We start from the raw sequence: 25064 nt of genomic DNA, 5'->3' as shown, positions 1-25064 counted from the left end.
TCTTTCACTCTTTTTCACTTATGAATCATCTCTTCCCTTACATTGAACGGACGTTGCTGCACCCCGGCGTAACCATAGGTGAGCAATACGAAGCGCTCGATGAAGTAACGCAACTGGGAATGGCAGGTCTGACTGTTGCTCCGTTTTGGGTGAAGAAGTTTCGGCGTGAAATGGGCGATACTCACCCAGCGACACTTTCGACAGTAATCGGGTTTCCGTTTGGCTACCAGCGCACAGAAGCCAAGCAAACCGAAATCGAATGGGCACTAAAAGACGGGGCCAGCGAAATTGAAGTCGTTCTAAATACATCAGCCCTATTCTCATCTACCTCTGTCTGGTTGAAGATAGAACTGGCTAAGTTGGTTGCACTAGTCCACGCACAAGAAAAGTTTTTTACTGTTATTCTGGAATCGGGTCTGCTCGATCAGGATCAGTTACTGAAGATGATTAGACTGGCCGCTGATACCGGGGCTGATTTTATTAAAAATTCTACTGGGTTTCCCGTAGGCCAGAATGTGTATCGCTACACACATGAATCAGCTTTAGCTTTTCGTTTGGCAGTTCCGAAGTCGGTAGGGGTTAAGTTGATTGTCGATGGCGCCACTGAACAGCAGATGGAGGAATTAGTTGCCGCTGGAGTTGATCGGCTGGCGATAGGCCACCAGCTTAAGTAATTTACGGTCGTAGCTTGGTGAAAAGAAGGGATTTTGTAGTTTTGGGCTATATCTACTCTTCACACATGCGCAACTGGCTACCTTTCTTACTAACGCTTTTCTATTTGCCTTTATTAGCCCAATCTACTGTTTATCAGGGATTTGAAGCAGATAGTGCCGCCGAACCCCGCGGTGGTATGCTCTTCTTAAATTCGTTTATTCAGATCAATCTTCGCAAACCCATACTGGCTGAAGCAAAAGGCGTTGGTGGACTTGTTGTCGTGAGTGCGATTGTGGAAACTGACGGCCATGTATCCGATGTAAACGTTATAAAAAGCCTTCGCCCCGACTGCGACCGTGAAGCTGTACGGGTGTTTAGCTTATATAACGCCTGGAAACCAGCTCAAAAGGACGAAAAAGTTATTCGTCAACGGGTAAGCATTCCAGTTACATTCAAACCAAATGCGCCATTCATATATACTGGCGGAGCAAGAATCAATTTTTTCGACACTGAGAGTAAGCCTATTGCCGATAGTACTAAGGCTACTTACAGGCAAGTTACTCCGCTAGATACCAATGGACTACCAGCGGGAGATATTGTTCTTTACAAACTCAAAGGAACAGATTGGAAGGAGGATGTTCGTTTACAATTTGTCCGTAAAATAAATGCTTATCGAAATTCTGCAGGACAATCAGTTCATCTTATCGGCCACCAAAATAGTGACCAAGAATGGGAGGGACAGCTGGTTGCCCTGAACGAGTTGGGCGGGCGCATTCATGAGGAATATTATCAAAATGGCAAAAAGATTGGACCTCAACTTTCCTATTATGAAAATGGCTCTATTGCCGAAAAAACAGACGATTACGACGAGAAATCAGTCCTAACATCATGGCATCCAAATGGCCAAATTAAGCAAATCCGAATCATCACTAAATACAAGGCACTATCTCCGGGAAGTCCGGAACAAGTCATGGCATTTTGGGATAAGATGGGTAACCAGTCTATTAAAGATGGCAACGGGCGAGCTATTTATCAGACGAAAGCAATATCGCATGGCGACACGGCAAGTAAAACTCAACTTGTTGAACAAGGGCTTTACAAAGATGGCCTTAAGGAGGGTATTTGGATAGGCCGCTATGACGATGGCTCCTATTTTTATGAAGAACAGTATGATAAGGGTGTTTGCAAGAATGGTAAAGCTAAAAGTGTAGGAGGTGATACGCTGCGCTATCTAGATGCTGGACGACCACCAGAATTTCCAGGTGGTATGCAGGCATTAGGGCAGTTCTTAAGTAGTAATCTTCGTTATCCGGTAGAGGCACAGAAAGCTGGCGTGCAAGGTAAAGTATTCGTCAGTTTTGTGGTCTGTACCGATGGTACCTTATGCGATTATGAAGTATTAAAAGGTGTCCACCCAACCGTCGATCAGGAAGCGTTACGGGTTATTAAGGCCATGAGTGGCCGTTGGAAACCAGGGGTTCAACGGGGCGAAAAAGTTCGGGTGAAGTATAATCTGCCGATTAATTTTACCCTTAATTGATGCCTATACAAGATGAAACCGATTGAAACCCATAGATACATGTGTAAATTTGCCGGATAACCTCTGTGCCAATGTCGCTTAAGCAAGTTCCCCTTCATCATATTCATCAGCAGTTAGGTGCGAAGATCGTACCGTTTGCGGGTTTCGAAATGCCCGTTCGCTACTCATCCGATCTCGACGAACACAATACCGTTCGTAACGTCGTTGGTATTTTCGATGTCTCGCACATGGGCGAATTTATCCTCAAAGGTGAGGGTGCTCTGGACTTAATTCAGCGTGTATCGGCCAATGATGCCAGCGTTCTGTTTGATGGTAAAGTACAATATAGCTACCTGCCTAATGGTCGGGGTGGTATTGTCGATGACCTGTTGGTGTATCGGATTAGCTCTCTGGAATATATGCTCGTCGTTAACGCGTCGAACATTGAGAAAGACTGGAACTGGATTAGCCAATATGCAGGAGATTATGCATTGACGATGGTGAACGTATCCGACGATATGTGCCTGTTTGCCGTACAGGGGCCGTTGGCTGCTAAAGCGTTGCAGTCGCTTACGGAGGCTGATCTCGACTCAATGGAATATTATACCTTCGAGAAAACCGACTTTGCCGGGTATGCCAACGTGATTGTATCGGCAACAGGTTATACGGGCGCGGGCGGTTTCGAAATTTACGTGTCGAACCACCAGGCCGAAGGTGTCTGGAACGCTATTGTAGAAGCCGGGGCACCATATGGTATCAAACCGATTGGCTTGGGCGCTCGGGATACGTTACGCTTGGAAATGGGTTATAATCTTTACGGTAACGATATCACTGACGAAACTTCGCCTATTGAAGCGGGCTTGGGTTGGGTTACAAAATTTACCCACGATTTCATTGATGCCGATGTACTGAAAGCACAAAAAGAGAAAGGTGTTCCGCGTAAACTAGTTGGCTTCGAATTACTCGACCGGGGCGTTCCACGCGGACATTATGAACTTACCGATGCCGACGGTAACCAAATTGGCGACGTTACATCCGGTACACAATCGCCTACACTTGGCAAAGGTGTTGGTTTAGGTTACGTTCAAACGGCGTTTAGCAAGCCGGGATCAGAAATTTTTGTGAAAGTGCGTGATCGGTTGCTGAAGGCACAAGTTGTTAAACTCCCTTTCGTGAAAAAATAGCGGTATTGGTGGTGTCGGCTGCCGCAACGGCGGACCGCTCAAAACGACATATTTTATAGTTAGGGTATCGGTTTCGAGCGGTTTGCCGTTGTGGAGACCGACACCACATCCAATCAAAATGAAACAAATTGATGTTTGCTTAACGCCCGATTTGCTCCACTTGCACAATGTTGAAAATACAATTGTGGTTGTGGCTGATGTATTCCGGGCGACTTCGTGTATGGTGACCGCCTTTGCCTATGGCGTAAATAGCATTATTCCCGTTGCTACGATTGAGGAGTGCCGAATGTGGCAGGAGCGAGGTTATCTGGCCGCTGCCGAACGGAATGCCAAAAAGGTTGACGGATTCGAGTTAGATAACTCGCCGTTTACCTATATGGACGAACGGATTCGGGGGGCTAACGTGGCCATGACGACCACCAATGGAACACTAGCCATCACTAAGTCGCGGTCGGCGGTGAAAGTGCTGGTAGGCTCGTTTCTGAATTTAGATGCTATTGTGCGGTATTTAAAGACAGATGGATACGATGTTATGGTGCTATGCGCCGGGTGGAAAGGCAGGGTCAATCTGGAAGATACACTCTTCGCCGGTGCCTTGGTAGACCGTCTGAAAGACACGTACGCAATGGCCGAAGATAGTGCTATTATGGCGTGGCGGCTCTATTGCCAGGGGAAAGATAATTTGCCGAGCTACTTGTCTAATTCCTCCCATATTGGACGACTTCAGCGGCTGGGTATTCAGAAGGACATCACCTATTGTCTACAACATGATCTCTACGATGTTGTTCCGGTACTAAGGGGAAATGCACTGGTAAGTATGCAGGTATAAAAATGGTCTGGAAAACACGTCCAGACCATTTCTATTTTAATCAGGCAATAGATTGATCCGCGTGCAGATACGTCAGTAAGCTCTGCATAGTGGTTAGTTTTTCGTAGTCTTCATCGGGAATGCGAATCCCAAATTCCTTTTCAAGTTGCATAACCAGATCAACGGTATCGAGACTGTCCATTCCTAAATCGCGCGAGAAATGTGTCTGTTCCGTAATCGCTGATTCCGGTATGCCAAATTCTTTCAGGATCTCGATAATTCGCTCTTTCATATCTATGCTCTTTGGGTTAGTAACCTACCATACGCTTATAGAAGCCTTTTTGGTGCAGTTTAGTATATACGTCGCATCATGTTTAACGATATTTAATTTTAAAACAAGGTTTCGCCCAATAGCCTTCTCAAGTCTAACTGATTAAGCATTAGCTGATACTGGAAATTTAACCGACCGAGTTCCGCTTCTTCTACACCCGTTTCGGCACTTTGCAGTTCAACATTTGTGATAACGCCATTGCGCAATCGGGCGTTGGCAATCTGAAGTGCTTTCTGAGACTGCTCCACTTGGGTTTCAAGGTTAGCCAGTCGAGTCTGATTACTACGGATATCAGCGTTAAGCTGGGCAATACTTTGCCGAACCTGCGCACTCGCATTCTCAACGGCGTAACGACTGGCGTTCAGGTTCAATTGAGCGACCTGATTTTGCAACCGATATCGTTTGCCGGCATAAATTGGCGCTATAAAATTGATACCCGCAGCGGTGTTCCCCCGAAGTTGTTCAACCTGGAGCGGATAACCGTTTTTAAAGCCTGCTGAACCACTGAATGAAAGGCTGGGTTGGCCTGCCCGATTATTGACTAATATATCCGTTTCGGCAGCTCGGGCCTGATCCTGCGCCAGTAATACAGCTTTGTTACCGGCAACCGCCGTCTGCAATTGACCACTTACGTCAAACAACGATACGGGTGCCGATTGAACGCCAAGCTGAAACTGGTCGATAGCCCGGCTTATTTCGGGTTGAGGATTCCCCGTCAGATATGTCAGGACAGCTAACTGCCGCTCTAACAGGTTCTGAATTTCAACTCTTCGATTTTGGGCTACTTTCACCCGTACAGACTCCGTTAATACATCGTATTGAAGCGCATCACCGTTCTGTAATCGATTGGCCAACAGCCGAACATTCGCACCTGCCGTTCTAATAACCGAGTCTTGTACAATTAAGCTTCGTTGTAAAAAACCGACTCCATAATAGGCCGCTGCTACCTGATAAGCCAGCGATTGCTGAGTCAGTTCGAAATTTCGGCGTAATATCTGCACATTGTCCGTCGCCTGTCGAATGGCGGCATCAGTACGACCAAAGTCATAAATCGTTTGCCCAATCGATACATTCGCGTTTATATTATTATTAGGAGCCAGTTTAGCTACTACATCCTGTCCGTTGATTGGAAGTGTAAACTGCGGAACGGGCGTTATATAGGTGTAATTGCCGTTCAGGTTCACACTTGGGCGCATCGCCGTTCGGGCAATATCTACCCGCACTTCACCGGCCTGAATTTGTTGTTGCTGCTGTTTCAGGGTGGGATAATTCGTATTCGCCTGTTGGACCAATGCCCGTAGGTCGTCAGACACTTGCATCGGCTGATTCTGGGCATAAACTGCCCCAACCGCGAGCAGCATGGATATGGTAAGAAGTTTCGGTTTCATAAGAAATTTGTTTTATTCAACTGCTGCCAACCCTACAGGACCTTTACTAAGTTACAGTCAAAGTCCGGCAACGGTCAATCGTCTGTAGAAGCTGGAGGTTGTTCAACTAGTGTTTAGTGAGCTGCATCGGCAACGGCTTTTGCTGTTGCTGCATCCATCTTTTTGCTTTTAAGTAAGAATATCAGCGGGAATGAGAAAACGAAAAACAAGCCCGCCAACTTAAATGTATCCAGGTAGGAGAGCATTAAGGCCTGCCTCGAAATAATCAGATCCATATTTTTGTAAGCTCCTGTCACGGCATCAAAAGCGTTCATGCCTCTGGCCACAAGTCCCTGCGTCATGGCATTCAGTCGTTCGGTGGTAAGCATATCGCCCGGTTGCAGATTCGATACCAGATCGCCCCGGTGAACGGCCATGCGTTGGGTAACGTACGTGTTTGTGATGGCTACCCCGAAGGCTCCGCCCACTTGCCGCATCATATTTACGATAGCAATACCAGTAGGTAATTGCTGGGGTGAGAGCGTCGCAACCGACTGATTAATGAGTGGTACGTTGACGAAGGCCAGACCAATGCCCCTAATCATCAAAGCGTAAATAAAGTAGTTGTCCGAAGTCTCAATATTATAGGTAGACATTATGAAGCAGAACGTAGCGAAGGCAACATAACCCACCACAACATTTAATCTTGGTGACACCCCTTTAGCCAGCAAGCGGCCCACCAGGGCGAACATTGGCAATGTAAGCAGACCACCCGGAATGAGCAGTTTACCCGTTTGCGTAGCCGTCAACCCCACAATACGCTGGGCAAATAAGGGATACAGTAAGACCGATGTAAATAAGCCATAACCCACAATTACCATCAAAAGGGATCCAACTGCGAGGTTTCGATTCTTTAGCGTACGTAGGTCTACAACGGGTTCTTTGGTACCCCGCAACTCCCACCAGATAAAAGCCGGAATGGCAATTACAGCTAAAACCGTCAGCCACTGAATGATGCGGTCATCGAACCAGTCATCGGCTTCACCCCGTTCCAGCACATACTGCAAACTACCGATGCCGACGGCCAATAAGAGAATCCCCAACTGGTCAATTTGAATGGCACTGCGGTTAATATTCAGCTCATCTGCTTTCTTGTCGATATAGGCCGAACTCAGCATAACAGCTGCAATACCAATCGGGACGTTGATGTAAAACATCCAGCTCCAGTGGTAATTATCAATGATATAACCGCCGAGCGTTGGGCCAAGTGTTGGACCCAGCACAATACCCATTCCGAATAAGGCAGATGCAACAGGCCGCTGTGAAGGAGGAAACGCGTCATACATCAGTCCCTGCGAGGTGGACAGTAAGGCACCACCGCCAATACCCTGCAAGAATCGAAATGCAACCAATGTCCATAAATTATCAGCGAAACCACAGCCATAAGAAGCTAGCGTAAACAGAATGATGGACCCGATATAGTAATTTTTCCGACCGAAATACCGTTGCAGAAATCCGGTCATTGGAATGACAATGACGTTGGCAATGGCATAGGCCGTTACTACCCACGATACGTCTTCGACGGTGACACCAAGGTTCCCGGCAATGTCGGTTAGGCCGACGTTTACGATGGAGGTATCGATTAATTCAATAATGGCCGCCGAGATAGCTGTAACGACGATAATCCATTTCTTAAAGCCCGTTGGCAAAGTCGGTTGTGCCGGAAGGGCCAATGTTTGAGTTGCCATAATTAATAGATAAAGTCCCTAATTTGCTACCCGCACCTCAGCATCTACGCTCAAGCCAGCCCGCAATTGATTTTTGTATTTCTCCGGATTGAGGATTTCAATCTTTACAGGTACGCGCTGGGTGATTTTTACAAAGTTGCCCGATGCATTATCCGCAGGTAATAAGGCAAATCGCGCCCCTGTAGCATCTGACAACGATGCTACGCGCCCCTTAATGTCGACGTCAGGATAAGCATCTAACTTAATATCAACAGTCTGACCGAGTTGCATCTTCTCCAACTGAGTCTCCTTAAAGTTGGCGACAACCCAAAATGTCGAGTCAGCTACAATGGTGAACAAATTCTGACCGGGCTGTACGTACTGACCGACAACTACATTCTTACGGCCAATTTTACCCGCAATCGGGGCGGCAAGGCGGGCGTAACCTACGCGTAGTTTGGCATTGTCAATAGCTGCCTGCTTCACCTTTAGTACCGCCTGAATTTTTTGAATGTTAGCTTTCGCCCGAACAATACCAGCCTGTGCCACACCCTCTGAGGTTTTAGCCAGATTAATCTGCTCCACATTTGAATTGTACTGCCCAGCCTGCACATCCACATTATTTTGCGAATCGTCCAATTGCTTTTTGGTTAGCGACTGTTCTTTGTAGAGATTTTGATCGCGTTGTAAATCCTGCCGGGCTTTATCGCGCCGGACGGCCTGCACCTGAGCGGTTGACTGGGCAACGCGGGCGTTCTGCGCCACGTTACGAACAGTAGCCAGGGCTGTTTGCAGATCTGCATGTGCCGTTGCAAGATCAGCCAGTGATTGCTGATAATCGGCTTCGACCTGAGCCAGTGCCACATCATATTCTTGCGGGTCAATGGTAACTAGTGGTTGACCTCGTTTCACGATTGCATAATCATCGACGTTAACCGACGTTATATAACCAGCTACACGGGCTAGTACCGGAGCGGAGTTGCCTTCGATCTGAGCATTATCTGTTGTCTCATATTGTTGGCTGTGTACAAAAGCTTTGTAGCCAAAGTAACCACCAACTAATACAACAAGGGCGATAATAATGCGGGGTAGATACGTCTTAATTCCGCTTTTCTCTTCTGTGGGTGTAATTTCTGTTAAGGTTGCCATTTTTTTTTCAGTGGAGTTCTGTACGTAGCTTACTGTGAGGTAAGAACTAAATTAATAGTCAACTTGTTTGACTATTACAGCGCAAAAGTAAACCAAGTTGACTACAAAGTCAAGTAGGTTGACTATATTTGTACAATCTTTTGGCCTAATTCGTTTCATCATTTTTTACTTTGCCTCTATGTTCGTGGAAACAGATAAAAATTCCTTTGATTTTGACCAGTTTCGCACTGTCCGGGAGCGATCTGTGGGGCATTTATTCTGGCGTCTTAAACGGTATACGGGCAATTTCATTGAACCGCGTCTACATGCGCTGGGCTATGCTGATTTTAAGATGAGTTATTTGATGTTCTTGTCAAACATTGAAGAGGATGGTATTACCAACAACGAACTAGCGAAACGTGCCTGCGTAACTAAGCAGATGATGAGCAAAATTGTTGGGTTGCTGGAGAACGAGGGCTATATCTACACGCAGAAAAATCCGAGTGATTCGCGCTCCAGTATCATTTTTCTTAACGAGCGGGGTAAACAGCTATTTGTAACGCTCAAGGTGTGTATGCAGGAAGTTCGTGACAAATTCGACCATATTGTTGGTCAGGAACGAATGGAGCAGGTCATTGGTACGATGGTTGACTTGGTTAATACATTGGAAAATGAGGATGAGTAAACCCGAAGACCTGACTTTTCGGTTATTCGTAGACAAGTAACCGAAACCTCATGCTCTAATGGCTTTCTCATCTATAAATCCCTACTCGCAAAAACACCTCAAAACCTACCGTGCCGATGGCCACGTTGCTATCGAACGAAAGCTTAAACAAGCCGACCGGGCATTTGCCGACTGGTCGGCTTTGTCGATTCGGGAGCGCACGGATTATTTGCGCAAGGTTGGTCAGTATTTGTTCGCCAGCAAGCAACGCTACGCCGGGCTGATGACCGCTGAGATGGGTAAGACCCTGCGGGAAGCTGTTGCTGAAGTAGAAAAATGTGCAGCATCCTGCATCTTCTACGCCGACCATGCTGAAGCGTTTCTAGCTGATCAATCTGTAGAGACGGAGGCCCAAAAAAGTTTCGTTACGTATCAGCCGTTGGGTGCAGTGCTGGCCATTATGCCCTGGAATTTTCCGTTCTGGCAGGTTATGCGCTTTGCCATTCCCGGCCTGATTGCGGGCAACGTCGGTTTGCTCAAACACGCCCCTAAAGTGTTTGGCTGTTCGTTGGCTATTGAAGAAATATTTCAGACATGCGGTTTACCAACAGGCGTTTTTCAATCGCTTCTGGTTGATGTGCCTGTTGTCGAAAATCTGTTAAAAGACAAACGTGTGAAGGCTGTTACGCTTACCGGAAGCGGGCGGGCAGGATCGTCGGTGGCTAGCCTTGCTGGACGTGAAATTAAGAAATCGGTTTTGGAATTGGGTGGGTCTGACGCGTTGATCGTGCTGGCTGATGCCGATTTAGATAAAGCCGCCGAGGTTGCTATTAAATCCCGGATGCAGAACGCTGGACAAAGCTGCATAGCTGCCAAGCGGTTCATTATTGAAAAATCGGTAAAGAAGCAGTTTACGGAGCGGGTTATACACCAGATAAACCAAATCAAACAGGGCGACCCTACGGACGATGCCACAACAATGGGACCTATGGCCCGGCTCGACCTTGCTGATGCCATTGACCGGCAATGTCGCGATACACTGGCCAAAGGGGCCAAACTGTTAGTTGGTGGCCACGGTTCGGCGTTCCGACGGGATGGGTGTAATGTGCAGCCGATGCTCTTGGATAAAGTCAAACCGGGTATGGCCGCCTTTGACGAAGAAACCTTTGGTCCATTGGCCGTTCTTATCGACGCCAAAGATGAGGCTGATGCAATTCGATTGGCGAATCAATCTGATTTTGGTCTTGGCTCAGCCATCTGGACGCAGGATTTGGATAGAGCCGACCGCCTGGCACGACAAATTCAGGCTGGTTCCGTATTCGTGAATGGGCTAATGCGCTCCGATGCACGAATACCATTCGGGGGCATCAAAACCTCCGGCTTCGGTCGGGAATTGTCCGAAGTAGGCATGAAAGAGTTTATGAATGCGAAAACTATATGGGTGGAGAAGACCTGAATTAGTCATTAACCTGCTCCGATTTTTTCTCTTTCCGGGCATTCAGATAGCCTTTGATAACAGTGAAGGTTGTAATCGCCAAGAAGAACAGGATAACGTACTGGACGTAGTTCACAATCCAGGGAAACCGTTCGCCGAAGAAGAAGCCGCCACCTACTAGTGTCAGTACCCAAATAGCTCCGCCGATAATATTGTAACTCATAAAAAACTGGAATGGCATATGAATTAGGCCAGCCAGAAGCGGAGCAAAGGTGCGAACAATGGGTAAGAATCTGGAAATAATCAGGGCGCTATTGCCATATTTAACAAATGCGTCTCGTGTATTATCGATGTATTTCTGCTTGAAAAATAGTGAATCAGACCGATTTTTGATTTTCCCGCCAAAGTAATAGCCCGTCAGGTAACCGACTAGTGACCCTAGCACCGCTGCTCCAAAAATGCAGGTCAGCAATAGCCATAGTGGTACGTTTAGTAGCTTTATTCCGGCAAATACACCCGATAAAAACAGCAGATAATCGCCCGGTAGGAAAAACCCGAAGAAAAAGCCGTTTTCGATAAAAACAATGAGTGTGATCAACACTAATCCACCTGTTCGGATAATCTCTTCTGAGTTAAGCAGGTAGTGGAAAAAGTTAATAATCTGGTCCATAATTATAGTAACGCGGGTGGAACCCGCTGGTTGGGGACTGTTCGCGGAACGGTGTTTTTACAACGTTCCGCGAACAGTCTCGCTGATTGACTCCGGTAGGCGCTGATTTCCACTGGCCAGCCCGGTGGTACGCCAGCTTGGTCGGGTTACATGAACTCTGCTAGCTCAAGCCACCGTTCTGATTTTTCAGCGATGGTTTGGTCAATTAGTTTAATTTCCTTCGCCCAAGCCACTAATTGCTCATGCGATCCGCCCGTATTGAGCAGAATCACTACGTTACCTTTGTGTTGCTCCAACGACTCAATTTCTTTTTCGAGCGTTTCGTACTCCCGGATTTCCTTAAACGATAGTTTCTTTTTTGTACCGTTCACATCGTCTTTGTCCGGTGCTGAAGAAACATCTGGCGAGGACAGTTGGTTTTTGGCCGCGGCTAAATTGGCTTTCTCATTTCGCGAACTGATCTTAGGTTGAGAATCGCGCCAGTCACGATAGTCGGTGTAGTTGCCTGGAAAATCTCTCACTTTTCCTTCACCTTCCAAGACGAAAACATGCTCAACAAGTCGATCCATGAAGTATCGATCATGGGTTACAATGAGTACACAGCCCGGAAAGTTGAGCAGAAAATCTTCTAGCACGTTCAACGTCGTAATGTCGAGATCGTTCGTCGGTTCGTCCAGAATCAGGAAATTTGGATTTTGAACCAGCACCAGTAACAACTGCAACCGTCGCTTTTCGCCACCGCTCAATTTAGCAACAAAATCGTACTGCTTGGAACGGTCGAATAGAAATCGGCTCAATAGCTGAGTTGCCGTAATAGTGTCGCCGTTGGCTAACTTCATCACTTCGGCCACATCCTGCACAACGTCGATTACGCGCTGGTTTTCGGGTAAATCGAGTTCAGTTTGAGTGTAGTAGCCAAATTTAACCGTGCCGCCCGTTGATATTTTTCCCGAATCGGGGCGTAGCTGACCGGTCAGCATATTCATCAGCGTGGTTTTACCCATGCCGTTTTTGCCAATCAGCCCCACGCGGTCGGGTCGTTGAAAGGTGTAGCTGAAATGATCGAGCAACACTTTATTGCCGAAACTCTTGCTTAGATTTTCGACTTCCAGAATTTTACTGCCCAGCCGGGCCATGCGAAGGTTCAGATCTAAGTCGCCGTCGCTCTTTTTACCACTTGTTTTTTCTTTCAGGTCCTCAAACGCGTCAATTCTGTATTGTGCCTTTGTACCCCGTGCTTTGGGTTGCCGACGCATCCAGTCCAGTTCGCGCCGGAATGTGTTACGATCCTTAGTTAACTCCGATGCGGCAGCCGTTTCACGTTCATCTTTTTTCTCCAGAAAGTACGCGTAGTTGCCTTTGTAGGTGTAAAGCTGCCCATTGTCCATTTCGGCAATCTGGTTGCATACCCGGTCCAGAAAATACCGGTCGTGAGAAACCATCAGCAACGTACCATTATTCGTAGTTAGGAAGCTTTCGAGGTACTCAATAGCTTCCAAGTCGAGATGGTTAGTTGGCTCATCCAAAATTAACAAGTCGGGATTCTGAATAAGTACCCGCGCCAGTGAGACCCGTTTACGCTGTCCACCCGATAGCGACCCAACAAGTTGCTCCACATCCTGAATACCCAGTTCTCCTAAAATCTGCCGGATTTGGGCTTCGTAATCCCAGGCTTCAAGTTTTTCCATGTCTGACATGGCTTGTTCGAGACCCGCATGATCTTCGTGGGCGAGGGCGTGTTCATACGCGCGCACAGCGTCGAGTTGGGCGCTTTCACCCGCCAGCACCACCTCCATTACGGTTAAGGCGTTGTTGAGATCGGGTTGCTGATCGAGATAACCGACCGTGATGTCTTTACGCTGACTGACAAGGCCCGCATCGGGGACCATTGCACCGGCCAGAATTGACAGCAATGTAGTTTTGCCGGAACCATTGGCACCAACAATAGCGATTTTGTCACCCCGGCTTATTCCAAACGTCAGGTTTTGAAACAGGGTGCGGTCGCCGTATGTTTTTTTTAAATTTTCAGCTGATAAATAATTCATTCGTTAATCTTGTATCGAACTGAAGGGAAAAGGCTACTCTGTTTATCGGTTTAATCCGTTCAACTGATGTGCCCGTCCGGTCGCGTTCTCATTTATTTCTACAAAGGTACAACAAAGGAAATCGTTCGTACTTTTACCTGTCAATCAGTACGGCCCCTTTTCCTATATAATCAACGATGCAGCTGAAATATCTCTTATCGACCATAGCCCTGATAGCTGGAGTTGTGGTTAGTACGACCGCTCAAACCACAACCAATTTTAAATCATACACACAAGCCATTCCGGGTAGTAACCAGACGTATGCACTGGTAAGCATTCCGGGCGGGTCGTATCTAATGGGTAGCCCGGCTACTGAAAAAGGACGGACACCCGATGAAGGGCCTCAACATAAGGTTCAGATCGAGCCCTTTTACATGGGCAAATACGAGGTAACGTGGGATCTCTACGACCTTTTTGCCTTTACGAATATGGAAAAGGAAATGGCGGTAAAGTATACAGAATCTGACGCAAATTTAACAAAAACTGATGCCACTACACGACCCAGCCCACCGTATGTGGATATGTCGTTTGGAATGGGTCGGGCGGGTTATCCAGCCATAAACATGACCCAATATGCAGCCATTAAATTTTGTGCCTGGCTCTATGCCAAAACGGGCGTGTTCTACCGGTTGCCAACCGAAGCCGAATGGGAATATGCCTGCCGCGCGAATACAGTTACACCTTATTCGTTTGGCAGTGATGTTAAAAAGTTAAGCGAGTATGCCGTGTTTACGGGCAATAGCGACGGTGGCTACAAAAAAGTAGGAACGAAAAAGCCAAACGCTTTTGATTTATACGATATGCACGGTAACGTGATGGAATGGACTAAGGATCAATATGTTGCTGATTATTATAAACAGGTAGCCAGCGGGAAAGCTAAAGAACCCTATGCTCCAACGACTACGCTTTATCCCAACTCTGTACGGGGGGGCTCCTGGGATGATGATGCTACGGTTCTTCGATCAGCCGCCCGAACACCCTCGGCCCCGGCCTGGAAAGTGCTTGATCCGCAAAGTCCTAAATCGGATTGGTGGCTGACGTCAGCCTCCTTTGTGGGTTTTCGAATTGTCCGACCTGCTAAAACCCCCACCGACGAAGAAATCAACGCCTATTACGGTATTAAACCAATTAAGGATTATTAATAATGACGTAGGCTACAGGGTACTCAATTGACATCCTAATTACAGTGTATGATTTTTCTTCTCCTTGGCGCGAACCTCGGCGACCGTGTCCAGACATTGCGCCGAGCCACTGACCTAGTTGCGGTACGCGTCGGGACGGTAGTTCACCAGTCAAGTTTGTACGAAACCGCACCTTGGGGCCTTACGGATCAACCAACTTATTTAAATCAGGTATTGGCGGTTGAGACAAGTTTGGAGCCAGAAGATGTGTTAAGTCGAACACAGACTATCGAGCAGGAACTGGGGCGCATTCGGCTCGAAAAGTGGGGGGCACGAATTATTGATATTGACATTTTGTACTACGACCAGCGGGTTCTACAAACCGATACGTTGACTATTCCGCACCCGTTTCTACACCAGCGACGTTTTACACTCGTGCCACTTGCCGAGATTGCACCGAATTTCTTACACCCAATTTTGCAGAGAACTTCATTGGAGTTGCTAGAGGAATGTAGCGATAGGAGTGAGGTGACGCTGGCCTTTGTCCAACCTGCTAGCGAGTGAGTGAAGGTCAACTTAGTAATACACCAGCAGGTATACCTAATTCCTTATGAAAGAATTTGGCCATTTCGAGCGTTAGCGGTTTATGTCGATTCAAGACGGCAGATACATAGCTTTTGCTACCCACTTTGCCCACAAAATCCTTATTCCTATAGCCTTTCTCTTCCATTTTCAGTCGAATGGCCTCGATTGGATCTGGGATCGGAATTGGATAATTTTTGTCTTCAAAGGACTTGATAAGTAGCAACGCTACCTGCAATGTTTCACCATCTGGACTATCAGGTAGCGTTTTTCGGTCGAACTGCTCGTCAATCCATTCCATCATGATATCGTATTCCTGTTCGGTTTTAAGCGGCTTTAGTTTCATGGTTATTGATATTGTATGGTCGTAACATCGATTTTATTGTACTCAGCATGGGTGCCAAACCATTTGACTTGTATTGTTTTATAATCAAATACTACTCGCACTACTAACCGATATTTGTTACCCATTATATTGAAAACAGCCCGGTCGTCGGCGACAATACTTACTGAGCCATAGACTGCCTTTAACTCATTGAAATTAGCAAATTCGCGTTCCTGCCATTCTGCATACCATTGCTTTAGGGCAGTTGCTGCTAAGGGATACTGGTTACAGTAGGTCAATAAAGTACGTCTTGCTATAATGTTGAACATGTGTCCACTAATGAAAGTTTACTCATAGTAAACAAAGGTATGTGCTTTTAATTATAATACTGGCAAAGAATCGTATTCTATCTGATATCATATATTTTTATTTCCCCAAAAACTTCGCCCCTCCACTGAAAACCTACTACCTTTGCGGTCAGTTTGTTATCATTTTCTCAAAACATCACTGATTATGTCTGCCACGCTTGACACCGTGAGTTTGTTAGCCGACCGCATCAACGCGCTGGAGGAGTCGTCCACGCTGGCGATGACTAAAAAAGCCCGTGAGTTGGCCGCCCTAGGTCACAAAGTAATTAGCCTGAGCGTTGGAGAGCCGGATTTTAAAACACCTGCACACATCTGCGAAGCTGCCAAAAAAGCCATTGATGATGGTTTTCATGGTTACTCGCCCGTTGCCGGTTATCCCGACCTCCGCAAAGCCATCGCTGATAAGTTTAAGCGCGATAATAATATTGATTGGAAACCCGAAAATATCGTCGTTTCAACCGGTGCCAAACACTCGTTGGCCAATGTCATTCAGGTGCTGGTAAATCCAGGTGACGAAGTAATCATTTTCTCGCCGTACTGGGTTAGTTACTCCGAAATGGTAAAACTAGCCGAAGGGAAAGCTGTAGTGGTTGATGGGAGCTTTGAAAATAATTTTAAAGTGACGCCAGAACAATTTGAAGCCGCTATTACAGACCGGACTAAAATTGTGATGTACGCATCGCCTAATAATCCAACGGGTTCTATCTACTCCGAAGCTGAGCTTCGCGCTATTGCTGATGTAGTGGCACGGCATGAAAACGTTCACGTGCTAGCCGACGAGATTTATGAATATATTAATTTCACAACCGAGGGCCATTTCAGCATGGGGTCAATTCCTGAAGTTGCTGAACGCGTGATTACTGTTAATGGTGTTGCCAAAGGCTATGCTATGACGGGCTGGCGCATTGGCTATATCGGTGCGGCAAAATGGATTGCTGATGGAGTTGAAAAATTGCAGGGACAAGTTACATCTGGTACAAACTCTATTGCCCAGAAAGCTACTGTTGCTGCGTTGAACGGAACGCTGGAACCATCAAAAGAGATGGCTAGAGCCTACCACCGTCGGCGTGATTTAGTGGTAAAACTGCTTAAAGACGTGCCACATTTTCGCACGAACATACCTGAAGGAGCCTTCTACGCTTTTCCCGATATCAGCTATTACTACGGCAAATCGGACGGAACGACAACTATCGAAAACTCCGACGACTTTGCGTCTTGGCTACTAAATACTACGTACGTGGCCACCGTTGCTGGTTCGGGCTTCGGTGCTCCTGATTGCTTACGTATATCGACAGCCGCATCCGACGAGTCGCTTGTTGAAGCTATACAGCGGATTAAAGATGCCGTAGCGACGTTGAAATAAAAATGAGGATATAAAAAGGGGCGGTCCAAAATTTTGGACCGCCCCTTTTTATATCCTCCCGCCTGTAATATGAAGCTATGTACGTACCCTGCTTCGATATATGGGAGAAAAAAGCACGGCAAATGATGTTAGTACTGGCTAAGCACTTAGGTAGGAATAGCGAAACACGATTCCATTATCAGTACTGTGACGTATAAACTAAATAGATATAGATTACTTCAAACCAATATTTATATAGCAGAAATACAGGGATAGCGATAATTTAGAGGTGTATTTGAGGGAATATCAGATAGAAATCCTATCTTAGATGTACTAGCCCTTGACTTCTCTTCATACATCAACTTTTTGGCACAATAATTGACCAATGGCTAAATGGTTCTCAGAGTGACAACGGTTTTACTTGTTTTGGACAAAGAGTTATATATTCGTCATTAAACTTTTTCAATACTACCTTGTTATTGTATTAAGGCAAGGTTAACTTTGAATATGAATAGAAAAACCATTTGAACTTTTCCTAAAAAAGTAGTCTCTTTTAAATAACCGTAAACTTATTTTTAAAGTTATTCCTTAAACTGATGAGAAATTTTCGTTTGTACATGGTTTTTCAGTGGGTCTTTTTTCTTCCCATTATTCTGCCGTTATGTATAATCTTCGGAGCTTTACGCGGGATTATCCAGATGGTTGAACGAGTGATGGAGCAGATTATTTCGGATATATCGCCTTCGGAGTCAAACACGGCTTCTACCTTGCCCGAGCACCAATAGTTACGACGGTTAATCTAACAATATAAAAGGGCCACATTTTCTGATTTCCAGAAAATGTGGCCCTTGGCGTTGGCATTAGACGCAAGCTTGATCTTACTCAAACGTAAAGTCCATATTCTTATCCTTATAGACGTCGTTGTCCAGTTCCAAGAATTCTTCCCAGAAAGGATCGCTGGGCAAACCCGCTTTGCAGATAATTGGTTGGTCTAGTGCCCCAACTTGTTTGACGGGATGAATAAAATACAACCGACGAGCATGCAGATATATCTTCTTGTCGGCAACGGCCCGGTCATATCCGTACTTGATGTCTCCCCGAATTGGACAACCTATATGGGCTAACTGAGACCGAATTTGGTGAGGACGACCTGTAATTGGGTTTACTTCTATCAGGTAATGCTCATTGATTTTACCGAGTACTTTATACGAGAGTTCCGCTTTCTGCGAGTTAGGCGCTTCGTAGTCATAGACAGTTACCTGATTTTTTTGCTCGTCCTTTATAATCCAGTTTATGAGTTTATCCGCATCTTGGGGGGGCTTCCGCCGAACAACTGCCCAATAAGTTTTCTGTACCTGCCGCTTCCGAAAAATTTCGTTCATGCGTTCCAGCGCTTTCGACGTACGGGCAAACACGACCAGGCCACTTACGGGCCGGTCGAGCCGGTGAACGAGTCCTAAAAATACCTCTCCTGGTTTGTTGTACTTTTCTTTGACGTAATCTTTCAAAACATCCAGTAATGTAATATCGCCCGTGCGGTCACCTTGTACCAGAATGCCCGGTTCTTTATTAACAATAAGTAGGTGGTTATCTTCGTAAATAACCTGAAATGGTTTCTTTTTCATTATTCATCAATCTTTGTGTGGTGCTGGATTCTTCAACCCGACACCATGAGGGTTTAAACCCTCGTTAATCGAATAGACGGGGTTTTGAACCCTCGCTTGTCTGGTTCTTCAACCTGACATCACACGGCAGTAAGTCATCTGTATGAAATACAGACTCCCCGTGCGGAACGTTATTCATTTCTATTCTAACTCAATACGCTTCTTTCTCGTTCGGGAAGTCCCTGATTTTCACGTCGTCCACGTAATGGGCAATGGCTTCCGTCATAATCTTGTGCAGATCGGCGTACCGGCGCAAAAAGCGCGGTTTAAATTCATTTGTGATCCCTAGCAGATCATGAATAACCAGAATTTGACCATCGGCGTCGGGACCAGCACCAATACCAATCGTTGGAATTACCAGACTTTCTGATACTGTTTTGGTTAGTGCAGCCGGAATTTTTTCGAGTACTATCCCGAAACAGCCGATACTTTCAAGCATGTGGGCATCGTCAATCAACTTCTGCGCTTCTGCCTCTTCCTTTGCCCGCACAGCATACGTTCCAAACTTATAAATGGACTGGGGTGTCAAGCCCAGATGGCCCATCACGGGCACACCTGCGCTTAAAATACGCATGATTGATTCTTTGATTTCCAGACCGCCTTCCATCTTCACGGCATGGGCACCCGATTCTTTCATAATCCGAATAGCGGACCGCAGAGCTTCTGTTGAATTCCCCTGGTAAGAGCCAAATGGCAAATCGACGACCACTAACGCCCGTTTAACGCCCCGTACGACTGAACTGGCATGATAGATCATTTGATCAAGCGTGATGGGTAGGGTCGTTTCGTGACCCGCCATAACGTTTGAAGCCGAATCACCCACCAAAATCAACTCGACACCGGCAGCATCGACAACTTGCGCCATCGAGTAGTCGTATGCTGTTAAGGCCGAGATTTTCTCGCCCTTATTTTTTAGCTCCTGAATAGTATGCGTCGTAACGCGTTTGATATCGGAATTGTGAACAGACATAAGGATTTACAAATACGATGTACAAATTACAATGTAGTACTACGCAGTTGGGCCGTCGTCAGTCGTACAATGCAACTCGTAAATCAGGTTATCTTGGCGTTAGCCACGATTCGGGGTTAAGTTTGGTGAACTCCTTCCAGATTTGGAACTGGATCTCTGACACACCATTCTTATCGGTTGCCACTGTGCCAATAGATTCGCGGGCTTTCACACGTTGTCCAACCCGGACCGATACGCTACGTAGCTTGGCGTAAACTGTGAAATAATCACCGTGTTGAATGGCTACGACGTTGTTCATTCCGGGCATATTGGCTACATCTTGAACAATGCCGTCATACACTGTTCGAACGCCTTCACCGGCATTTGTCTGAATATCGACGCCTTGATTTTCAACAAATATTCCTCTTAGAACAGGGTGAGGTTTCCGGCCAAAGTGATCGGAAATGAACCCCCTTGTAACGGGCCAGGGCAGGTGAGCCCGTGAAGATGTAAATGACGAAGCCAAAGCAGCTTCTTCGTCATTTAGGTTATTATTCCGCCGGTCATCAAGTTTTTTAGGCGCTGGTTCGGGCGGATCAGCGTCGCGTTCGGCAGGGCGCTCAACCTTAGCGACATCAGCGGGAGCCGGTTTCTCTCCGGCTTTTTCGGCAGCCGCTATGGCATCAGCCGCCCGTTTGCGTTCGGCTGCTTTGCGGGCTACCTCTAGTCTGGCAATTCGATTACGCTCCGTGCGTTCGCGGGCTTCTCGTTCAGCACGTTCTCTTGCTTCACGCAGAACCAGCCGTTTAATCATCGCTTCCAGTTGTTCAACGGCTCGACGACTCTCGGCCATTTCTGTCTTAAGTTCGCTTTCTTTCTGACTTAACTCTTTGACTACCTGATTTTTAGCAGTCTTTAGTGTTTCAAGACTTTTGGTCTCGCTTACTTTTGCGCCAATTGTATTCTTTTGCTCTTGACGTTTGCGCTGAGTAGCATGCTGCTTTCCCTGCAACATTGTTTTAACGTTATTCATTTGCCGTACCTGACTCTGCCGAGCGTCAGAATATTGACGCAAATATCGGTAACGGGCAACGAGCTGATTGAAGTTATCGGCTGCAAACAAAAACCCCAATGGATTTACCTGTTGACGCCGTTTGTCGGCTGCGTACACCATTGAGCCATATTCAGACCGGAGCTTATTGAGATCCTTTGTAAGCGTAGTACTTGCCTGCCGAAGTTCAGTGATCTCGGATTCGGTTAGCTGAAGGTCTTTGTTAAGCAGGCCAATTTGCTGCGACTGTGTCTGAATCTGTTGGTCAAGTGCTTTCAATTGCCCTAAGCCAGCTTGCTTCTCCGAAGATGTTTGTTTTAAGATCGTCCGAATCTGGTTCATTTTCTCCAGATTCTGCTTTTTCTCTTTCTCCAGACCCTGCCGGTTAAGCCCCGTCTGCTGTGCCTGTACCGATGTAACTGGCAATAGGGCAACAAACACTAACAGGCCAATTACCGACCAGTTGACAACATAAGAAACGTAGAGAAATTTGGGGTTCATAAGAGCTAAAACCAACAAATAGACTTATGGTCGACGGGTATAAGTAGATGGAATCGTAAACGGAAACCCCGGATTTTTATCAACCAATTCAACTTTATTATGCTTGATACGCAGTAGTGTTTGATAAAATTGTCCATCCGTCTGTGACTTATAATCTACTGTAACTAAGCTGGTGTAGGGAAACAGGAAGTTGCTGAGCGAAGTAAAATTGTCATAGTCCAACCGTAATGTATTTTTGGTTGGCTGCTCGGTCACCATCAATTTTTTTAGTTTTCGGTCTTGTTCACCAATGTAATTTTCGACCAGCACTTTGCCTTCACTTTGCCGAAGTAAAAGATAATCGCGCTCATTCTTAATTTTTTGTGCCGGGCGTTTGGGTAGCGGTAGATTGCCAACAATTAGCGCCTGAAGCAAATCGAAGTTCATATCGAAATTGAACTGTTTGCTTAGTGCCGGAAAGTCATACACCGAATATTCACGATGTATCTTATCAATAATTGTAATCGAATCACGGGTGATCAACCCCCGAACGGCCTCTATACCCAACTTGGAAATCGATACCCATATTAAGCTATCTTTCCGAACCCGAATACTGACATTGGCATTATCAATATCCTGCTGATGGCTTTTAAACGATATTTTTGACTTAGCGGTCAGGTAGCGGAAATCAATTTCGGCGACGTTGGCACGGGCTTCCTCAATGCCCGGCCTAGATGGATCCGGGTGGGTAGCTGTTTGATTAATTGCTACTGAATCAATAGGCAGTTTTGAGTTGGGGCTGGCAGCAATAGTCGAGTCAATGGATACAGGCAAGGCTGGAGTCGAACTAGTGCCATGCGACATATGATGACGCCGACAACTCTCCGAATTTAGCAATATGCCTACTAGAAACGCAAACAATAGGTATCTATTCATACGTAGTAATGGCAGTGATTTGTCGTTGACGGGCAATGGTTTATTAATTAATCACCCACTAATCACTGATTATAACTTGCCAGAGGTTATTTTCTTCTCTATGTCAGGGCTGGCACCACCTTTTGCTTTCGCCTGCTTCCATTGTTCAATCGCTTTATCGGGCTGACCAAGCTGGTAGAGCACATCGCCATAGTGTTCAATAATAGTCCCGCTTATATTAGCCGGATCAGCTAATGCTTTTTCCAGATATTGCTTGGCTTTAGCGTAGTCTTTTGATACATATAGCACCCAGGCATAGGTATCCAGATACGTCGCATTTGTTGGATTTCGTTCGACAAGTTTCTGAGCTAGTTGTAATGCACGGGGTAAATTTTCTTTCCGTAACGATAGAAAATAACTGTAGTTATTCAGAACATAATCGTTTAGAGGGTCAATCTTTAATACCGACTCATACGATTCATCGGATTTAGCATGGTCGCCAAGACCATTATAAGCATCACCCAATTGGGCAGAAATGCCCTTTTTTAATTCGCTACTTGCACTGGAAATCAGTAATTTTTGACTTTCCTCCAAGGCATCGACAGCCTGCTGATACTTACGCTTGTTAAGATTAGCTGACCCGTTGGAGTACCAGAATAATCCTTGGGTTGGGAATACTTCCAGTGCTTTTTCAGAGTGGGCCAGCAAACTGTCAACTTGGTTGAGTTCCCCATCCAGTTGTAGCAATGCGCCCCAAACCTCATAAATAGAGCCATCTAATCGAGCGGCTTTCGCATAAGCATCCCGGGCTTCGGTTTTTTTTCCTTGCTGCATCAGCAAATCAGCTAACATTACCTGCGTTTTTGGGTCGTCAGGCGATGTTTTAGCTAAATTTTGCGCCATACTTAGCGCATCCTGTTGAGCTGCGGGATTTTTGCCCGTCATACCCATATAACTTGAGAGAATTCTAGCTTTCAGACCAGCTTCGAGGTTTGGGTTAGCCAACACCTGATTCAACTCTTTACTCACACGATCCATGTCGCCTTTTTTGCGATATATATCTGCTAGCAAAACATGAGCCTGGGGTAAGTCGGTGTTCAATTTGAGCGCCCGATCAATCCAAAGGATAGCCTGATCGGCGCGGTCATTGGCAATTAATAACTCGGCTCCTTCTAGTAGATAGTCGGGGTCAGATGGTTCGGAGGCCACTAATTTTTCAGCCTCTTCAACGGCTTTATCTATCTTATTTTGTTTGAGATAAATACGCTGCTTCTGGCGGGTAATTTCTTCGTTCAACCCTAATTCGCGTTCTACTTTATTATACGTATCGAGTGCTTTGTCGGGCTTCTCGTTGAATAAATAAATAGCGGCCAATTCAACACCGTACTCGGCGTTTTCAGGACCCTTTTTTAGTAGCGTTTCGTATAAGGCTTCGGCCTCGCCGTAGCGTTTTTGCTTAACATATAACTCAGCCAGAAGTAATGCGTAAAATTTATTCTCTACGTCCAGCGAATGGGCTTTTACCGCATACGGAACAGCCTCGGCAGTTTTGCCTGTTTTGAGAAGAGCACTAGCCGTTTCATACTGGGCTGCTGCATTGTTTGGGTCTTTTTGCAGCACTTTGGCAAACTGCGTAATGGCTTTTGTTGGCTCATCCGTCATCAGAAACCGAACGCCATCCGTAAACTGCGTTTCGGCTTCCATCCGAACGGTGGTTGTAGATACAGAGCTGGGTTTTGCCAGTGTCGGGTCTATTTTGTCACGCTTGCGCTGGGCTACAACGGGCATAGCGGAGAGCCAAAACAATAAACCCAAACCACCTGCTAACCCAATGAGTAGCCGACGGCTCCGATAAGATAGATACAATGAAGTCATGTTGGTCAGCGTGTCGTGGTGCATACTTACGAAAAACGCGGCTCAACCCGGTCTATTGCGGCTTTGTTTTAAATAAACCACTAAGACAAAGGTAGTTTAAAATGATGGAATGTCGGTAAACGGTCAAATAGGCATCAATACCTACTCTCTTTAAGGTGTTAACGGCCGAACGAACCAAAACAAAAAACTTGCCTTTGTGCGATTCGTTAGTCTAGGAAGGCATAATACCAACGTTTTTCTGCCCTACAAGCGTACTTACTCCCTTTTTTGCCTTCTGTATACTATAGCTGGATAGACATGAATAACCGTTTGTGAACAAGTAAGGTTTTTTGAGTTTATATGGTAACGTTCGGCCGATTCAGTGACGAATGATAAATAAAAAATTTAACACATGGAAACCCTGTATACTGCCACCGTCAGTAATGTTGGTGGGCGCGAAGGCGATGTTAAGTCGCTTGATGGTATTTTAGACTTGGCAGTTAAGCGGCCAGTAGAAATGCATGGCGAAGGCGGAGCGACTAATCCCGAAATGTTGTTTGCCGCAGCTTATAGTGCCTGTTATAATGGCGCTTTAATGGCCGTTGCCGAACGTCGAAAGATTATTCTACCTGAACATGCCGTTGAAGTGAGTATCTCGCTCAACAAAGACGGGAACAACATGTTTCTGTCGGGAAAAATTACGGTTAAAGCTCCACACATGGACCATGACCAGCTTCAGCAATTAGCCGAAACCGCACATGCCGTTTGTCCATATTCCAAAGCCGTAAAAGGAAATATGGATATGATAATTGAGGTTTTAGTGTAAAGGAAACAGTCTGGGG

The 25064-nt window shown here is 46.1% G+C and carries 25 protein-coding genes; 11 read left to right on the top strand and 14 right to left on the bottom strand.

What is annotated here, in order from left to right; genetic code table 11:
- Window positions 1-20 precede the first annotated feature (20 nt).
- From ACFS25_RS18570 to ACFS25_RS18555, 4 genes are all read left to right on the top strand, one after another.
- Complete coding sequence (locus ACFS25_RS18570; RefSeq protein WP_381504008.1) at window positions 21-674, top strand: deoxyribose-phosphate aldolase; 654 nt, start codon at window positions 21-23, stop codon at window positions 672-674.
- A 65-nt stretch (window positions 675-739) separates the two neighbouring features.
- The gene (locus tag ACFS25_RS18565; protein WP_381504005.1) at window positions 740-2194 is read left to right on the top strand and encodes a TonB family protein; all 1455 of its coding nucleotides are present in this window, start codon (window positions 740-742) and stop codon (window positions 2192-2194) included.
- Between the two features lie 71 nt (window positions 2195-2265).
- The gene (gcvT, locus tag ACFS25_RS18560) at window positions 2266-3357 is read left to right on the top strand and encodes a glycine cleavage system aminomethyltransferase GcvT (RefSeq protein ID WP_381504004.1); all 1092 of its coding nucleotides are present in this window, start codon (window positions 2266-2268) and stop codon (window positions 3355-3357) included.
- 118 nt (window positions 3358-3475) lie between these two features.
- Entirely contained in the window at window positions 3476-4186 is a 711-nt protein-coding gene (locus ACFS25_RS18555) for a 2-phosphosulfolactate phosphatase (RefSeq protein ID WP_381504002.1), read from the top strand.
- A 40-nt stretch (window positions 4187-4226) separates the two neighbouring features.
- Here the strand turns inward: ACFS25_RS18555 and acpP are convergent, their stop codons facing one another.
- The 4 genes from acpP to ACFS25_RS18535 form a co-directional block, all read right to left on the bottom strand.
- A complete protein-coding gene (gene acpP / locus ACFS25_RS18550; protein WP_381504001.1) occupies window positions 4227-4457 on the bottom strand; it encodes an acyl carrier protein in 231 nt (76 codons plus the stop codon).
- A gap of 98 nt (window positions 4458-4555) precedes the next feature.
- Window positions 4556-5884, bottom strand: coding sequence for a TolC family protein (locus ACFS25_RS18545; protein WP_381503999.1), 1329 nt, complete (start codon window positions 5882-5884; stop codon window positions 4556-4558).
- A gap of 113 nt (window positions 5885-5997) precedes the next feature.
- Window positions 5998-7611, bottom strand: coding sequence for a DHA2 family efflux MFS transporter permease subunit (locus ACFS25_RS18540; RefSeq protein ID WP_381503997.1), 1614 nt, complete (start codon window positions 7609-7611; stop codon window positions 5998-6000).
- A gap of 18 nt (window positions 7612-7629) precedes the next feature.
- Window positions 7630-8739, bottom strand: coding sequence for an HlyD family secretion protein (locus ACFS25_RS18535; protein ID WP_381503995.1), 1110 nt, complete (start codon window positions 8737-8739; stop codon window positions 7630-7632).
- A gap of 178 nt (window positions 8740-8917) precedes the next feature.
- Between ACFS25_RS18535 and ACFS25_RS18530 the strand changes: the two genes are divergently transcribed.
- Both ACFS25_RS18530 and ACFS25_RS18525 read left to right on the top strand, forming a co-directional pair.
- A complete protein-coding gene (locus ACFS25_RS18530; protein ID WP_381503993.1) occupies window positions 8918-9403 on the top strand; it encodes a MarR family winged helix-turn-helix transcriptional regulator in 486 nt (161 codons plus the stop codon).
- Window positions 9404-9461: 58 nt separating this feature from the next.
- Window positions 9462-10838 carry an NAD-dependent succinate-semialdehyde dehydrogenase gene (locus tag ACFS25_RS18525; RefSeq protein WP_381503991.1) on the top strand — a complete coding sequence of 459 codons (1377 nt, stop codon included), beginning with the start codon at window positions 9462-9464 and terminating at the stop codon, window positions 10836-10838.
- Window position 10839: 1 nt separating this feature from the next.
- Here the strand turns inward: ACFS25_RS18525 and ACFS25_RS18520 are convergent, their stop codons facing one another.
- Complete coding sequence (locus tag ACFS25_RS18520; RefSeq protein ID WP_381503989.1) at window positions 10840-11487, bottom strand: DedA family protein; 648 nt, start codon at window positions 11485-11487, stop codon at window positions 10840-10842.
- A 146-nt stretch (window positions 11488-11633) separates the two neighbouring features.
- Window positions 11634-13532 carry an ABC-F family ATP-binding cassette domain-containing protein gene (locus ACFS25_RS18515; protein ID WP_381503987.1) on the bottom strand — a complete coding sequence of 633 codons (1899 nt, stop codon included), beginning with the start codon at window positions 13530-13532 and terminating at the stop codon, window positions 11634-11636.
- A gap of 176 nt (window positions 13533-13708) precedes the next feature.
- Here ACFS25_RS18515 and ACFS25_RS18510 point away from each other — a divergent pair, with 176 nt between their 5' ends.
- Together ACFS25_RS18510 and folK are read left to right on the top strand one after the other, a co-directional pair.
- Window positions 13709-14713 (top strand): formylglycine-generating enzyme family protein, encoded by a 1005-nt coding sequence (locus ACFS25_RS18510; RefSeq protein WP_381503985.1) that lies wholly within the window; start codon window positions 13709-13711, stop codon window positions 14711-14713.
- A 48-nt stretch (window positions 14714-14761) separates the two neighbouring features.
- The gene (gene folK / locus ACFS25_RS18505; RefSeq protein ID WP_381503984.1) at window positions 14762-15256 is read left to right on the top strand and encodes a 2-amino-4-hydroxy-6-hydroxymethyldihydropteridine diphosphokinase; all 495 of its coding nucleotides are present in this window, start codon (window positions 14762-14764) and stop codon (window positions 15254-15256) included.
- A gap of 7 nt (window positions 15257-15263) precedes the next feature.
- Here the strand turns inward: folK and ACFS25_RS18500 are convergent, their stop codons facing one another.
- Both ACFS25_RS18500 and ACFS25_RS18495 read right to left on the bottom strand, forming a co-directional pair.
- Complete coding sequence (locus ACFS25_RS18500; protein ID WP_381503982.1) at window positions 15264-15620, bottom strand: helix-turn-helix domain-containing protein; 357 nt, start codon at window positions 15618-15620, stop codon at window positions 15264-15266.
- A 2-nt stretch (window positions 15621-15622) separates the two neighbouring features.
- Window positions 15623-15928, bottom strand: coding sequence for a type II toxin-antitoxin system HigB family toxin (locus ACFS25_RS18495; protein ID WP_381503981.1), 306 nt, complete (start codon window positions 15926-15928; stop codon window positions 15623-15625).
- 184 nt (window positions 15929-16112) lie between these two features.
- Between ACFS25_RS18495 and ACFS25_RS18490 the strand changes: the two genes are divergently transcribed.
- The gene (locus ACFS25_RS18490) at window positions 16113-17330 is read left to right on the top strand and encodes a pyridoxal phosphate-dependent aminotransferase (protein WP_381503979.1); all 1218 of its coding nucleotides are present in this window, start codon (window positions 16113-16115) and stop codon (window positions 17328-17330) included.
- Window positions 17331-17905: 575 nt separating this feature from the next.
- Window positions 17906-18094 carry a hypothetical protein gene (locus ACFS25_RS18485; RefSeq protein WP_381503977.1) on the top strand — a complete coding sequence of 63 codons (189 nt, stop codon included), beginning with the start codon at window positions 17906-17908 and terminating at the stop codon, window positions 18092-18094.
- Between the two features lie 93 nt (window positions 18095-18187).
- On the opposite strand, the gene ACFS25_RS18480 is transcribed toward ACFS25_RS18485, so the two are convergent.
- From ACFS25_RS18480 to ACFS25_RS18455, 6 genes are all read right to left on the bottom strand, one after another.
- Window positions 18188-18934: an RluA family pseudouridine synthase gene (locus ACFS25_RS18480; protein WP_381503974.1), complete on the bottom strand. Its 747-nt coding sequence runs from the start codon at window positions 18932-18934 to the stop codon at window positions 18188-18190.
- Between the two features lie 190 nt (window positions 18935-19124).
- Window positions 19125-19943 carry a 3-methyl-2-oxobutanoate hydroxymethyltransferase gene (gene panB / locus ACFS25_RS18475; RefSeq protein WP_381503973.1) on the bottom strand — a complete coding sequence of 273 codons (819 nt, stop codon included), beginning with the start codon at window positions 19941-19943 and terminating at the stop codon, window positions 19125-19127.
- A gap of 88 nt (window positions 19944-20031) precedes the next feature.
- Window positions 20032-21426 (bottom strand): murein hydrolase activator EnvC family protein, encoded by a 1395-nt coding sequence (locus ACFS25_RS18470; protein ID WP_381504580.1) that lies wholly within the window; start codon window positions 21424-21426, stop codon window positions 20032-20034.
- Entirely contained in the window at window positions 21359-21502 is a 144-nt protein-coding gene (locus ACFS25_RS18465) for a hypothetical protein (RefSeq protein WP_381504578.1), read from the bottom strand. Before ACFS25_RS18465 ends, ACFS25_RS18470 begins: the two co-directional genes overlap by 68 nt.
- On the bottom strand, window positions 21499-22389 hold the full coding sequence (locus ACFS25_RS18460; protein ID WP_381503971.1) for a DUF4292 domain-containing protein: 891 nt from the start codon (window positions 22387-22389) through the stop codon (window positions 21499-21501). Before ACFS25_RS18460 ends, ACFS25_RS18465 begins: the two co-directional genes overlap by 4 nt.
- Window positions 22390-22458: 69 nt before the next feature.
- Entirely contained in the window at window positions 22459-24267 is a 1809-nt protein-coding gene (locus ACFS25_RS18455; protein WP_381503969.1) for a tetratricopeptide repeat protein, read from the bottom strand.
- Between the two features lie 367 nt (window positions 24268-24634).
- On the opposite strand from ACFS25_RS18455, the gene ACFS25_RS18450 reads away from it, so the two are divergent.
- The gene (locus ACFS25_RS18450) at window positions 24635-25048 is read left to right on the top strand and encodes an Ohr family peroxiredoxin (RefSeq protein ID WP_381503967.1); all 414 of its coding nucleotides are present in this window, start codon (window positions 24635-24637) and stop codon (window positions 25046-25048) included.
- Window positions 25049-25064 lie beyond the last annotated feature (16 nt).

The sequence above is a fragment of the Spirosoma flavum genome, assembly GCF_042686045.1.
Lineage (GTDB): Bacteria > Bacteroidota > Bacteroidia > Cytophagales > Spirosomataceae > Spirosoma > Spirosoma flavum.
The sequence above is the reverse complement of the archived record's forward strand: the minus strand, read 5'-3'. Positions and strand labels throughout refer to the sequence as shown.